This window comes from Streptomyces sp. PH9007 (assembly GCF_059813725.1).
In genome coordinates this window covers 2,458,443-2,473,058 of record NZ_CM187440.1, presented here as the reverse complement: position 1 = coordinate 2,473,058, position 14,616 = coordinate 2,458,443, and the positions used below count along the sequence as shown (strand labels likewise).

At 69.5% G+C, this 14,616-nt stretch carries 7 protein-coding genes and 2 CRISPR repeat arrays; of the genes, 6 read left to right on the top strand and 1 reads right to left on the bottom strand.

Going from position 1 to position 14,616, the window contains the following annotated elements:
* The first annotated feature begins 380 nt into the window (after positions 1 to 380).
* From ACTFAP_RS11220 to ACTFAP_RS11205, 4 genes are all read left to right on the top strand, one after another.
* A complete protein-coding gene (locus ACTFAP_RS11220) occupies positions 381 to 1,127 on the top strand; it encodes a hypothetical protein (RefSeq protein ID WP_500468953.1) in 747 nt (248 codons plus the stop codon).
* 83 nt (positions 1,128 to 1,210) lie between these two features.
* On the top strand, positions 1,211 to 1,918 hold the full coding sequence (locus ACTFAP_RS11215) for a hypothetical protein (RefSeq protein WP_500468952.1): 708 nt from the start codon (positions 1,211 to 1,213) through the stop codon (positions 1,916 to 1,918).
* A 451-nt stretch (positions 1,919 to 2,369) separates the two neighbouring features.
* Complete coding sequence (locus ACTFAP_RS11210; RefSeq protein ID WP_500468951.1) at positions 2,370 to 3,008, top strand: hypothetical protein; 639 nt, start codon at positions 2,370 to 2,372, stop codon at positions 3,006 to 3,008.
* A 145-nt stretch (positions 3,009 to 3,153) separates the two neighbouring features.
* A complete protein-coding gene (locus tag ACTFAP_RS11205; protein ID WP_500468950.1) occupies positions 3,154 to 3,495 on the top strand; it encodes a hypothetical protein in 342 nt (113 codons plus the stop codon).
* A gap of 69 nt (positions 3,496 to 3,564) precedes the next feature.
* On the opposite strand, the gene ACTFAP_RS11200 is transcribed toward ACTFAP_RS11205, so the two are convergent.
* Positions 3,565 to 3,939 (bottom strand): hypothetical protein, encoded by a 375-nt coding sequence (locus ACTFAP_RS11200; protein ID WP_500468949.1) that lies wholly within the window; start codon positions 3,937 to 3,939, stop codon positions 3,565 to 3,567.
* Between the two features lie 242 nt (positions 3,940 to 4,181).
* On the opposite strand from ACTFAP_RS11200, the gene mobF reads away from it, so the two are divergent.
* A complete protein-coding gene (gene mobF / locus ACTFAP_RS11195; protein ID WP_500468948.1) occupies positions 4,182 to 8,120 on the top strand; it encodes a MobF family relaxase in 3,939 nt (1,312 codons plus the stop codon).
* A 184-nt stretch (positions 8,121 to 8,304) separates the two neighbouring features.
* A CRISPR array of direct repeats spans positions 8,305 to 8,882; the repeat unit is 29 nt; unit sequence CGACCCACCTCCGCTCGCGCGGAGAGCAC.
* A gap of 85 nt (positions 8,883 to 8,967) precedes the next feature.
* A CRISPR array of direct repeats spans positions 8,968 to 11,376; the repeat unit is 29 nt; unit sequence CGACCCACCTCCGCTCGCGCGGAGAGCAC.
* 171 nt (positions 11,377 to 11,547) lie between these two features.
* Complete coding sequence (cas3, locus tag ACTFAP_RS11190; protein ID WP_500468947.1) at positions 11,548 to 14,397, top strand: CRISPR-associated helicase Cas3'; 2,850 nt, start codon at positions 11,548 to 11,550, stop codon at positions 14,395 to 14,397.
* The last annotated feature ends 219 nt before the right edge of the window (positions 14,398 to 14,616 follow it).

The window sequence follows — 14,616 nt, the reverse complement described above, 5'->3', positions numbered from 1 at the left end:
TGGACGCCTCGGTCGGGTTCCGGTGGTGGGTGGTGGCGGTGAGGGCTCGCGGAGCGGGGTCCCTCCTCGGACGCCGCTCCGCACCTTGCCAGACGTCGCCGGGGGCAAACCGCGCCCCCGGCGACGCCCGGCCACACCGTGATCGCCGCCCAAGGAGGGACCCCACCCCACTCGGCCTCCCCCTGGGCGGGCGCGCGCCGGCACGTCGTGCCAGTCCGCTGATCATCTTCGGCACATCACCCGTTCGGCCCGTGCGCCGCCACCCCTGACACGCCGTTAAAGGTGGTTCAATAAAGGTGTTGGTCGGGAGGGCAACCCCGTTCAACACCCCCAAGAGGCAATCGCCCCTTGGGTACCTCCCCTTCACCAAGGAGAGTCATATGGCGACGATGACCGTCGCGCGCCACAACCTCAGCGTTTCCGCTGTGGAAACCATCAGGGTGGCGATGCGTCAGTTCGACACCCGGCGGGGAGCCCTGTGGGGCGACCTGCTGCATTTCCTCGCCCGACACGACCGGGCCGTGTTCGTCATGGACAGTGACCGCGTGCTGGGCCGCGACGAAGTGGCTCCGGGCGGAGTGGTCCCCGCTGACGTACTCGAAATGCCCTGGCGCGCCAGCAGCTCCGACGCCGTGGCGTGCCTGACCTCGGCCGGGTATCTGGCCGGGCGCCCGACCGTCGTACGCCACGACGCAGCGCACGACACGTACCTCGACACTGGTCGTGCCTTCGAGGCGGTTAGCGTCCGGAAGCCGTTCAAGGTGGTGACGGTGGCCTACCGGCACGGTGACGGGCAGCCGGGGCACGACTGGACACTGACGGGCGTGCTCGGCGTACCGGCGGGCAGTTACGTCATCGCCTCCACCGGCGATGTCCGGATGACGATCCGCGCGATCGGTTACACGCAGCAGGCGCCGCAGCTGAGCGGCCCCGGTGTGTCCCGCGCCCAGGCCGAGTGCCGAACGTGCGGCGGCCGGTGGCGGGCCAAGGACGGATCGTGGCAGTTCCGCCCGGAGCGGCTGAGCGACGCCTCGTGGTCGTTCGACGCCGCCGAGGACCACCGCGACGGCACCATCGCCTGCCCGGCGCATGCCTGTGCTGGACGCGTCGGATTCCGCATCTTCTGACCCGATGCGGGGCTCGGAGAGGGCAACCTCCGCGCCCCGCGTCGACCACCCATCCCACCCCTTCACCGAGGAGAGGTATTCGTATGACCACCATCCCCACACTCACCCTCACCCCGCTCGACGTCATCAGGGCCGCTGCCGCCGTCGTCGCCGTACGCGGTGGCTACCGGTCCGTCCGCTGCACCGGAGAGACCGGGGTGCCGACTGCCCGGGAGGTAGCGAACTATCTCTCCGGCGCCGAGCTGGCCGCACCGGAGGACCGCGAGCACTTCGATGCCGCCGTCGCCGAAGCCGCCGACACGGCCGCCGCCGTGTGCGCCTGGTGCATCGCCGGGGCGAGTGAAGGCACGAAGTACCGTACGCGGCTGGCCCGGCTGGTGAAGTCCGGCCGCATGGGGGAGAAGGATCTCGCCCTCGTCGCGTCGGCCGTGGGCGCCTGGCTGAGCGACCGCCAGCGCGAGGAGATCGAGACCGAATTGGCCCTCGACGCCCGCCGCTCCCGCTACCGGGGCCAGCTCGGCGAACGTCTCACCTTCACCGCTGAAGTCGTCGCCGTGATCCGGCTGGCGGAACGGTACTACGGCAACGCCGTACAGCACCCCCACCTCGTCAAGCTCCGCGACACCAGCGGAAACATCTACCTCTGGCAGGCCACCACCGAACGGATCCCCGATCGGCACGCCACCGTCGAGATCGCCGGAACCGTCAAGGCGCACACCAGGTACCGGGGGATCGCGCAGACGAAGCTGTCGTACTGCTTGTGGTCCCTCACCGACCTCTCGTTCTCCTGAACCACACGGGCACCACGAAACGGCGTAGGGCAACGCGCCACCACCCCCCTTCACCAAGGAGAAGGCCACCCGATGAACCACCCCGCCCAGCCAGACCCTGAGGACTGGAACGAGCCCGCCATCCCCCGGCTCCCCATTCCCGGGCGCCGCAAGCCCGGTCAGACCGGCGGAACCCCCTCCCCCGATTGGCCGCTCCCACATCCGACCGGCGAGGAGAACTGACCCACGACCACAGAGAAGTGCGCCGCAGCCCACCCACGGGCTGCGGCGCACTGCCGTATGAAAAGGGACGGTCGGCACAAGCGGGCAACCGGCCGACCGTCCGCCTACTGAGCGAATCCCCTTCACCAAGGAAACAACGCAACCGTAGGAGCCCCCATCGTAAGCGAGCAGCCCTTCGTTGCGTCACACTTGCACACCGAACGATCCATGCCCGACGAAACGAGACCCCGTGGACGCCGCGCCCGCAGCCGACGCCGGTACGCAGCTGGCCACCCGCGCCGAACTCGCCGCACGGTTCGGTGTCAGCGTCTCCACACTCGAACGCCTATGGGCCCAACGCGACACCAACGGCCACCCGCCGCCCGTCACCCGTTCCACCGGCCGACCCGGCCCGCCGCGCCCCCGCTGGACGGTCAGCGAATGGGGCCGATGGTACGAGGCATACCTCGCCGAACGCCGAGGCGACACCAGCCGCACCGGCAGCCCCGACGACCTCGGCGGACCGGCCGACTTCGCCCGCGCCTGCGGCCACGCCGACACCTCCACCATCAGCCACTGGCTGAACGAACCGCCCGCCGGCTTCCCCGAGCCCGACACCTGGATCGACCTGCCCAGCGGCAGGCGACGCCCTCAGTGGAAGCTGGGCCGGATGTGGGCGTACGCGGATCGCCGCACCTACCGAGGGCAGCAGGGCGGTCGGCGACCCCGATCCGGGCACGACTCGCGCATCGAACTCGCCCGCCGAGCGCTCGCCGAGCGCCCCGCAGCGCGCAACTCCGAACTCATCCCCGGGTTGCAGAACGAACATCCCGCGTCGCGCTCCACCTGGAACCGTATTCTCAATACCGCACGGAAAAACCCCGACTGAAACAGGGCGAGACGGCTTTCCCATTTCCGTCCGCGACTCGGTTCGGATATCCGTCCACGTGACCGCGTATACCGTGATGCTGTCACCCATCGCACCGCACCCACAATGCGTACGCATGGAAAGGGCAACTGTGACACCGAACCGGATGATCGAGCTGCCGATCGAAGAACTGAACCCCTGCCTGATCGGGGTGGCCATGGAAGTGAGCACCCCGGACGGAACCCGCGCCGGTTTCCGCCTCGCCCGATACGAGAAGACCGTACGCGACGACCAACCGATCTGGATCCTCTTCAGCACCGAGCACCCCTGGCGGACAGAGATCCACGGCGGCAACCGCATCGTCTGCGCGATGAAACAGGAAGCAGCCGGCCGGACCAACGACTTCTACCCGCCGCAAGCCCCACCGGTGCCGACGGCACCACCCGCGCAGCCCGCACCGCTCCACCCACACCCGGCCTGGATGCCGCCGGCTACCGCGCACCGATAGCACCCACAGCACAAACAACCGGTGGCCCCGCTCTGACGCCGTAACGTCAGAGCGGGGCCACCGCCGTGATCACAAGCTGACAGCAGCGCCTTCGCGCTCCGAAGCCGCTCCCTCGGCGATCCTGAAGGCGCGCACGGCCGACTCGGCAACGCCCAGCCGCCCGGCCACGGAGCGAACACGCTCCAACGTCAGCATCTGAGCGACGATCTGCGCCATGCCCTCCCGCAACCTGCCGACATCCTTCTCGGACTCGGCACGGACCCGAGCCGCGTACGCCTCGACCCTGCGCCGCGCCCCTGCCTCGATCTCGGCGATCTCGTCCTCCGCTGCGAACCAGTTGGTCGCCAGGTCCTCCAGTCGCTGCTCCCGCGCCCGTCGTTCCACAGTCCGGGCACGGGCCTTCTCGCGCGCCTCGACAGCTCGTGGTTTCCTGCGTCCCGCCATTCCCTTTCTCCTTTCATGACGCCGAATTACAGCCTTCTTGGATAGATGATGCCGCGAGTGGAAGGGAAAGTCGGCAACGCGGTGGATATCGTCGTGGCATGGTGTCCCAAGTGTGCTCAGGAGAACTCACTTGGGACACCATGCGGCGCGGAGCGGACCGTTTTCCGTCCGGGGTAAAACGCCCCGGACGGAAAACGGTCGAAGCTCTTGCATTCACAATGTCACGAGGTAACGTGCGTTCCATGATGACCATTCACAAGCTGACCGCTGGTGACGGTTATCTGTACTACACGCGCGAGATCGCCACCGGCGATGAACGCCGGTCCGGCCGTCGCGAGCTGAGCGACTACTACACGGCCGAAGGCAACCCCCCCGGTGTGTGGACCGGTTCCGGCACCGCCGAACTCGGAGTGTCCGGCACGGTCTCCGAGCACCAGATGAAGGCCCTGTTCGGCGAAGGACTCCACCCCGACGCCGACCGCATCATCGAAGAAGCCATTGACCAGGGCTGCACGCCGCCCGAGGCCATCCGTCGCGCCCGCTTGGGCCGCCGCTACTACCGCTACGAGCAGACCGAGGGCCCCCTGGCCGCCCGCATCCAGAACGCGATCGAGCAGTTCGAAGCGCGGAAAGACCGGCCCGCCACCGAAGAGGAGCGCCGCAGGCTCCGGGGCACGGTCGGCGCCTCTGCCTTCCGCGAGGACTTCGGCCGCTCCCCGAAGAACGCGGAGGAGCTGAGCAGGTACATCACCGCGAACACCCGCTGCCAGCGCCAGCCGGTCGCCGGCTACGACCTCGTCTTCCGCAACAAGTACGGCTCCATCCTGTGGGCCCTGGGCGACGAGGAGACCCGCCTCCAGGTCGAAGCCGCCCACGAACAGGCCATCGCCGAGACCCTCACCTGGATCGAGAAGAACGCCCTCGCCACCCGCACCGGCATCAACGGCATCGCCCAGGAAGACGTACGCGGCGGACTCATCGCCACCCGATACCGCCACTACGACAGCCGGCTCGGCGATCCGCTGCTCCACGACCACGTCGTCGTCGCCAACAAGGTCCGCGGCCTCGACGGCAAGTGGCGCTCCATCGACGGCAAGCTGCTGTACGCGATGGGCGTGGCGGCCAGCGAGCTGTACAACCAGCGCGTCGTCGAGGAGCTGTGCCGCCGCCTGGGTGTCCGGGCCGAAGAACGCGAGGTCACGCCGGGAAAGCGCCCGGTGATGGCCATCAGCGGCCTGGACGACGACCTGATGGAAGCCTTCTCCAAACGCGCCCAGGACATCCGCGCCCACCTCGAACCCCTCCTGGACGAGTACCGCGCCCGCCACGGCAAGGAACCGGACGTCCGTGCCCGCATGGCCCTGATCGAACGCGCCGCGCAGCAGACCCGGCCACCGAAGAAGAAGGCCCGAGCGCTGGTCGACCTCCGCGCCACCTGGCGCACTGAAGCGATCCGCCTATTCGGTGCCACCCGCGTCATCAGCCTGCTCGACACCAGCCGCCGCACGGCGACCCCACCGGCCGCCGAGGTGGACGTGGCCGAGACGGTGAACGTCGTGCTGGAGGTGGTGTCGGGCGAACGCGCCGTGTGGGGCCGTCGCCACGTCCTTGCCGAAGCACGTCGCCAGATCGTGCGCATCACCGGAGGCCGGGGAGATACCGTTGGACTCGCCGAAATCATCACGCAGCGTGCGCTCGACGAGGGCTCGTTGAACATCACCCCGCCAGATCTCCACACCCCGTTCGCGCCGCTCCAGCGGGCGGACGGCACGAGCATCTACCGCCGTCGTGAGTCCGAGCTGTATACCTCCGCCGAGGTCCTGATGAACGAGGAACGCGTCCTGCACGCGGCTCGTCGGACGGTCGCCCCGGCCTGCTCTCGGGAACGGTTCCGGGTCGCGGCCGAGCGATGGAACGGGCCCCGGCTGGACGCCGGCCAAGAGCGACTGGCCGAAGTGTTCGCCTGCTCGGACAAACAGGTCGCCGCCGGTATTGGCCCGGCCGGTTCGGGCAAGACGACCGCGCTCCGGCTGGTACGCGACGCGGTGGCCGCTGGCGGCGGACGCCTGATCTGCCTGGCGCCATCCGGCCGGGCGGCGAAGGTACTGGAGAACGAACTCAGCACCGCCGCCCACACCCTGCACAGCTGGCTCGCACACCGCGACCGCCTGGCCGAAGGCCGCCGCATCAAGGATGTCTACCAGCTCCACCCCGGCGACGTGATCGTGGTGGACGAGGCCGGAATGGCCGGAACACGAAACCTCGCCCGTATCGTCGCCGAGGCTGAACAGGTAGGCGCTCTCGTCCGCCTGATCGGAGACCCTGCGCAGCTCGGCGCGGTGGAGTCCGGTGGAGCCTTGCGCCTGGTCGCCCACGAGGTCGGCGCGGTTGAGCTGGAGGCGCTGCACCGTTTCCGAACGGAGGGCGAGGCAGAGGCAACCCTCACCTTGCGGGACGGCGCTCCAGAGGAGGCGTTCCGCTGGCACGCCGCCCACAACCGCGTGGTGGGCGGCGACGCGGAGACGATGCTGGACTCCGTGTTCACCGCCTGGCAGACGGACACAGAGGCCGGTCTCGGGTCGCTGATGATGGCGGACGACACCGAGAGCGTTCGCGCGCTCAACGCCCGCGCCCAGGCATTCCAGATCGCCTCCGGCTACCTCGACCTCAGCCGCACGATCCCGCTACGGGACCAGCTCCACGCAGCCGTGGGCGACGTCATCGTGACCCGCAAGAACGAACGCCGCCTCCCGGTCAACGGCGCCCGCGACTTCGTGAAGAACGGCGACCAATGGCACATCGAACACCTCGACCGCACAGGCAACGCCCGTGTCCGCCACACCGCCCACGGGGGCCGGACCACCCTCCCCGCCCGCTACCTGCACCGGCACGTCGAACTCGGCTACGCCAGCACCACCCACCGCGCCCAGGGCCTGACCGTGGACACCGCCCACGGCCTGATCACCGCCCGCACCAGCCGCGAAGCCGCCTACGTCATGGCCACCCGAGGGCGCCGGACGAACCACCTGCACGTGGCAGCCGACGAGGGCCAGACCATGCACGACGTCCTGGACACCGTCGCCCACTCCAGCCGGCCCTCGATCTCCGCCCACGAAACCATCCGCACCGAACAAGACCACGCCTACGGCATCGCCCAGCTGGCCGCTGAGTACACCGACGCCCACCACCGCGCCGACACCGAACGCCTGAAGAACCTGGCCCGCCGCACCCTCGGCCGGGCCGTCGAGCAGTTCATCACGGCCGACGCCTGGCCCGCCGTCGAACGCGCCCTCCGGACCGCCGAAGCGGACGGCTGGACCACCGCCCGCATCCTCACCCGCGCCTACGCAATGAGCGGCTTCACCGACGCCCAAGACCCCGCCGCCGTCCTGGCCTGGCGCATCCACGCCCACATCACCGAAGCCCGCGCCACCGCCGAACGCACCGACCACCGCCCCCGCCCGCTGAAACACCTCAGCGACCAAGCCCTCGCCCGCCTCAGTCAGACCAGCCCCGGCGACGCGATCGCCGAGGCCCGCCACCGACTCCGCCTCGCCCAGCACACCCACGAGCCCGAAGCCGTCCGAGCAGCAGCCGAAGAACTCGCCCACCTACCCCGAGCCCACCAACAGCCGGGGCCGGCCATCACCGAACGCATCCGCGCCGAGCAACGCCTCCGCAGCCGCCTTCCCGACGGTCCACCACCGCAGGCGGATCACTCAGGAGCCGTGCCGGAATGGCTGGCCCCAACAGGGGCGCTGCACAGCCCCGACACTCCGACCGAATGGAAAACCCACCTCGCCGAACGCCGCGCCGCGCTGGCGGACCGCCTGGCCCACAACGGTTCCGCTCTGGCCCTGACCCCTCCCCGCTGGGCAGCTGTCATCGGCCCCGTTCCGGACCGGCACAGCCCACTCCGCGCAGGATGGGAAGAAACGGCAGCCCTGGCCGAAGCCTGGCGAATCCGCAATGGCGTCACCAACCCTGATACCCCCGGCATCGGAGACCAACCCACGAAACCCGAGGACGCTTGTGCCTGGGCGATGCTCCACGAGCGCATTCAAAAGACGGCTCGCCGCGTCCGTGCACCGGCACTCGCCAGGACTTCGTCCAACAAGCCGCCGAGCGTTCTTCACTCGGACGCCCCACGGGCATCGGCATGTCGCAGGATTCACCCATGACGAGTGGATGGCCGTCGCCCGGGTGGGAAGAGCCCTGCACGAGCGGGAACCGCGCTGCTCAGTCCGGACCGCCCTGGCTCGCGCGGGAAAACCCTTGGGTCACGGCGCTGCCGCCCATGATCCACGAACCACGCCCACTCGCCCGGGGAACCCCCCTTGTTCCGCGGCAGCGCTCCTCCGAGCGCGACCCACCTCCGCTCGCGCGGAGAGCACGACGCGGCGGCCCCGGTATCAGCGTTTTCCGCCGACCCACCTCCGCTCGCGCGGAGAGCACTCAACCGCCAGCAGCAGCGGCGTGACCGCGGCCGACCCACCTCCGCTCGCGCGGAGAGCACTCAACCGCCAGCAGCAGCGGCGTGACCGCGGCCGACCCACCTCCGCTCGCGCGGAGAGCACTTCTGGTCCGAGCTGCGCCCGTTCACGTAGATCGACCCACCTCCGCTCGCGCGGAGAGCACACCATGCACCGGCACGACGTCCTAACCGGCGCCGACCCACCTCCGCTCGCGCGGAGAGCACGCCCTCCGCGCCCTCTACGCCACCGTCACCGACGACCCACCTCCGCTCGCGCGGAGAGCACTATCTGGCGGAAACGCCGGATGGGACATGGTTCGACCCACCTCCGCTCGCGCGGAGAGCACGAGACCATGGGCGATTTCGAAGCAACGGAAACCGACCCACCTCCGCTCGCGCGGAGAGCACTGGTCGACCACCTCAAGTCTCTGCGTGACCAGCGACCCACCTCCGCTCGCGCGGAGAGCACCCCGGCCCCCGCGTGCCCGTGGTCTACGTCGGCCCCCGCGTGCCCGTGGTCTACGTCGGCCCCCGCGTGCCCGTGGTCTACGTCCTCGACCCACCTCCGCTCGCGCGGAGAGCACGTACTGCGTGGTCCGCCCGGCGTCCAGGGCCGCGGCCCACCTCCGCTCGCGCGGAGAGCACGGAGTCGGTGATCTCTGCGATTGCGGCTCTGACGACCCACCTCCGCTCGCGCGGAGAGCACCGCTTTTCGGCGGCTTCGCGCTCGGCGGCGGCCGACCCACCTCCGCTCGCGCGGAGAGCACATCGTGGGGTTCAGACCCGGCCGTTATGACGCGGACCCACCTCCGCTCGCGCGGAGAGCACTGGTGTGGGTCGGGTCGCGGGCCGTGCCCCTCCGACCCACCTCCGCTCGCGCGGAGAGCACCTGGCGCGCTGACGGGCCAGCTTGGTCCGGGTCGACCCACCTCCGCTCGCGCGGAGAGCACACCTACGAGTACCGGGTGCTGGCCACCAGGTACGACCCACCTCCGCTCGCGCGGAGAGCACCACGACAGCTGCCACTGCGGCCCGGTGCCCATCGACCCACCTCCGCTCGCGCGGAGAGCACATCAAGGTGACCCTGCCCGACGGGACGCGCATCGACCCACCTCCGCTCGCGCGGAGAGCACAGACCGAGCGCCGCGTTGCCCGCCCGCACGAACGACCCACCTCCGCTCGCGCGGAGAGCACATCGGCCCGCGCCACCAGGACGCGCCGTACACCGACCCACCCCCGCTCGCGCGGAGAGCACGGCGAAGCCCACCAGGCCAGTTGCTCCAAGTGCGACCCACCTCCGCTCGCGCGGAGAGCACGCGGCGACCTGGTCGTCGTTGCGCTTGTCGAGCGACCCACCTCCGCTCGCGCGGAGAGCACGGTAGGCGGCCTCATTCCGGTACGGGCTCGACTGACCCACCTCCGCTCGCGCGGAGAGCACCGCGTGCCATCCGTTGGCCTCGCCGTGCGTGACGACCCACCTCCGCTCGTGCGGAGAGCACGACATGAGCCCGGAGAAAATCGGACCCGCCAGCGACCCACCTCCGCTCGCGCGGAGAGCACGCGCCGGTCTTCCTGGAGATCCCCGGCAAGGGCGACCCACCTCCGCTCGCGCGGAGAGCACGGACGTCCCACAGCGAGCCCGCCGCACCCGTCTGACCCACCTCCGCGCGCGCGGAGAGCACGCGCCGATCAAGGTGGGGCCGACCTCGTAGAGCGACCCACCTCCGCTCGCGCGGAGAGCACGTGCGCAGCGGTGCGTTGGCCGTGGCGGCCTCCGACCCACCTCCGCTCGCGCGGAGAGCACGCCGCCAACGCCTACCTGTCCGGCCCGAGTGCCGACCCACCTCCGCTCGCGCGGAGAGCACATCGTCCCGCCTCCCTACACATCAGGCCAGCGCGACCCACCTCCGCTCGCGCGGAGAGCACACGTGGATGTGGGCGCCGGGCAGCACGCTGGCCGACCCACCTCCGCTCGCGCGGAGAGCACCACAACTAGCCGCAGCAAGCGACACGCCGGAGCGACCCACCTCCGCTCGCGCGGAGAGCACTCGGGCTCGGGCCCGATGTCCTCCGGCGCCGTCGACCCACCTCCGCTCGCGCGGAGAGCACTCGATTCGACGAATCCGCGGGATCGACGGGAGCGACCCACCTCCGCTCGCGCGGAGAGCACGGAGATGTCGCCCAGCCAGGAGAGCACCGCGGCGACCCACCTCCGCTCGCGCGGAGAGCACTCCGGTGCGCGGTGGTTGCGGAGTTCAGGGGGCGACCCACCTCCGCTCGCGCGGAGAGCACATGCTGAACGCCCCGCCCCTGGAAGGCCGCAGCGACCCACCTCCGCTCGCGCGGAGAGCACCAGATCGTCCCCGCCGGCACCTACGCCTTCCGCGACCCACCTCCGCTCGCGCGGAGAGCACCGGAGCGGGGTGGGTCAGCTCTCGTCGAACCGCGACCCACCTCCGCTCGCGCGGAGAGCACTTGGGCGGGACCCTGGATAAGGCGCTGGACGGCGACCCACCTCCGCTCGCGCGGAGAGCACATGCCCAGCTGCACCATGCGGCGGGCCGCGGCCGACCCACCTCCGCTCGCGCGGAGAGCACGACGGAGCGAACGGCGGCGTCGGCAGGCCGGCCGACCCACCTCCGCTCGCGCGGAGAGCACCTGCTGATCGGCATGGCGGAGGCGCGGACGTACGACCCACCTCCGCTCGCGCGGAGAGCACCGCTGGACGTTGAGCGGTACCCGTTTGAGGATCGACCCACCTCCGCTCGCGCGGAGAGCACGCTCCCAGAGTGCTGGGTGTGCGTAGGTGTAACGACCCACCTCCGCTCGCGCGGAGAGCACCCTCTACGCCAGCGATGCAGCCTGCATTTCGGCGACCCACCTCCGCTCGCGCGGAGAGCACAGCCCCGCCCCCTCTCATGGTCAGGGGCGGGGCGACCCACCTCCGCTCGCGCGGAGAGCACCCTTTCTGAACTGCGGCGTTAGAGGCGCTTTGCTGTTTCTTTACGCTTCGATCGCAGCGCTTGAGGAGCACAGAACATGGCGGGGAGTGTATGACACGGGCTTTCGGTTCCCGTGCCGGACAGGTTGCTCGAAGGCCGCTGTCAGTGGCGGCTGTTAGACATGCTGTCGTGATGGATCGTCGCGATGTCGTGCCTGTGGACTGTCGGTTCTGGGGGAAGCAGAAGGGGCTGAAACGCCCGTACCCCGTGGTGGGACACCTTCTGGATTCGGGGGCTGTGTTCGGGGTGCTCTGGGATGTTGTCCTGGGGGGCCGGATGCGCAGGCGGATCGCCGGGGCTCTCGGGTTGTCCACCTCTGAGGCGCGCTCGGTGTTGTCCTTCTGGGCGGCGCTGCACGACATCGGGAAGATCTCGCCACCGTTCCAGGCACAGGTGCCCGAGGCGTTCGGCCCGATTCGGGACGATCCCACCTACCTCTTCGCGCCGGGGGCGGACGGGCTGAAGCAGTTCCGCCATGAGATGGCGACTCACTGGGCCCTCGCTGGGCTCTTCGCGGAGGTGGGATATCCGAGCTCCAGCCAGATGCGGCGGGCGGTAAGCCATCAGATTGCGCAGCTGCTCGGGGGCCATCACGGCCGGTACGGCGCGGTGCTGAAGGCCAAGGAGTTGGCTGCGGGGAGTGCCTATCAGCGTGGTCTCGGTGAGGAGGGATGGGCGAGGCAACGTCGCGCTCACTTCGATGGGGTGGGCCGTGTGATCGGTGCGGCAGCCGTGCCGAAGAGCGGGCTTCCTCCGGAGTTGGCTGTGGTCGTCAGCGGGTTGGTGGTCGTGGCTGACTGGCTGGCGAGTTCGACGGCGCACGTTGAGGCGATGCAGCCGCCAGCGGCATGGCGAGGGACTCCGGCAGAACTCGATGATCACTGGCGCAGGGCTCAGGAATCCGCCCCTGACTGGGTCAGGAATGCGCGGCTGGGGCGGGCCGCCTTCGCGGCCGAACGGTTCACGGACATGTTTCCGTTCCACCCCAACGCGCTTCAGCGAGATATCGAGGAGCACCTTCCACGCCACGTCGCCGAGCGAGGCCCGGGGCTGGTCCTGGTGACGGCACCCACAGGGGACGGCAAGACGGAGGCCGCGCTGTTCGCGGCATCGGTTCTGGGCCGGGCCGCCGATGCCCGGGGCCTGTATTTCGCCTTGCCAACCATGGCCACAGCGGACGCCATGTTCCCCCGGGTGGCTGATTTCGCGGACAAGTCGCTCACCGGTGAGCGCGCGCTGACCCTGCTGCACTCGATGGCCTGGCTCAGCCCCGTCTACACCGCCGCTGAGAATGCCGATCGCGAGACAGAAGAAGTGGAGGTGAGCAGCGACAGCGCGACGGTGGTCGAAGCGGGCGCCTGGCTGAGGGGGGCGAAGCGGCCACTTCTCGCCTCACTGGGGACAGGCACGATCGACCAAGTGCTCAGCGCCGTACTGCCGGTGAAACACAACGCGCTGCGCCTGTTCGGGCTGGCGGACAAGGTGTTCGTTCTGGATGAGGCCCATGCCTACGGCCCGTGGATGCACAAGCTGCTCCTACGGCTGTTGGAGTGGCTGGGCGCATTGCGGGCGCCGGTGGTTCTGCTGTCCGCCACGCTGACGGGCAAGACAGCGGCCTCGCTCGTTGACGCCTACCGTCGTGGGGCCGGCTTCGTCGAGCCCTCGGCTGTCGAGCCACGGTATCCGGGTTGGGTATTTGCCGATGTCGGCACCGGCAAGGTGATCGAACCGCGCGGTACCGGAACCGAGCGCCCCAGAACCTTGGACCTCTCGCTCCGGCCAGTGTTCTGGGATACGCGCGAGGAGCCGGCTTCACCGGTGCGAGCGGGTAGCAGGCGGCAAGCTCTGAAGGAGGCACTGCGCCCGCTGGTGTCGGAGGGCAGCGGGACCGCGCTGGTGTGCTGTACGACGGTGGCCGAAGCACAGGCCACGTATCGCTATCTCTGCGAGGCATTCCCTGAACTCGTTCGCCACGACGGAGGACTGAGGCTGCTGCACTCGCGCTATCCGGGCGTGGAGCGGCAACGGATCACCGCCGACTGCGAAGCGGCATATGGCAAATCCACCCAGCCGGCAGATGAGCTGTCTCCGCGTCCGGCGTCCGTTCTTGTGGCCACAGCGATCGTCGAACAGTCGCTCGATCTGGACTTCGACCTGGTCATCAGTGACTTGGCACCGCTGGCACAACTCCTCCAGCGCGCCGGCCGGGGCCGCCGCCATCACCGCGGCCAGCGAGGCCGGCCCGAGTGGGCGATGCCGGAGAACCGTCCGCAGCTGGTGGTCCTGGAGCCCGTGGATGGCGAGGGAGTGATGACTGTTCCCCCAGGGATGGCAGCCGTGTACGACGAAGGGCTGCTGCGCCGCACCGCGCTGCTGCTGAGTGAGTGTGAGCAGGACGGCATCGAGGTGCCCGGCAATGTCCAGCGTCTGATTGACGCCGTGTATGCAGACGACTTCGTCGACGGGCTCGACGCGGCCACCGCCCGCGAGCTGCGTGAACTGGATGTCGAGCGGATGGCTGAGCAGTCCGCCGAGGAACACCTCGCCGAGATGGTCTCCATCTGTAGTCCCGCAGATGTCAGGGGGAACCTCTACGAGCTGAGTCGGCGAGACTTCGGGGTGACCGAGGAACTGCTCACCACGCGTCTCGGTGCTGATACCGGGCGGGTGCTCTGCCTGTACGAGCAGGCGAACGGCCGTCTCGCCCTCGACGCTTCCGGAGAGCTACCTCTTCCGCTCGGTGGTTCCCAGGGGCCAACGCCGAAGGAGCTCGCCCAGATCATCTCCTGCACCGTTCCTGTTCCCGGTAGGTGGCTGACCGGAGCCGACGAGGACTTCAACCGGCCCGCAGGGTGGAGAAATCGGCCAATCCTGGAGGACCTGGTGGCGCTGGTGATGCGACCGGACGGTGAGGGGGCGTGGACCTGTGACCACGGTGAACGAACCATCCGGATCTCGGAAGTGGGACTCGAGGTTGCGTGACGCGTTCTCACCTGTGCCTCCTTCGCCTATGGCCTTTGGCCATACGATGACGTTGTCCGGTTGGTGGGCTTCCCGCGTGCACGGGGAAGCCCACCAACCGGAGCGTGCACCCGCTTGCGCGGGCATGGGGAACGCCGGGCCCAAGCCGCCATCGCCGATGGCCGACTGACCCCCGTTCATCCACGGGGACCCTTCGCCTTCATTGTGGACTGTGACAGG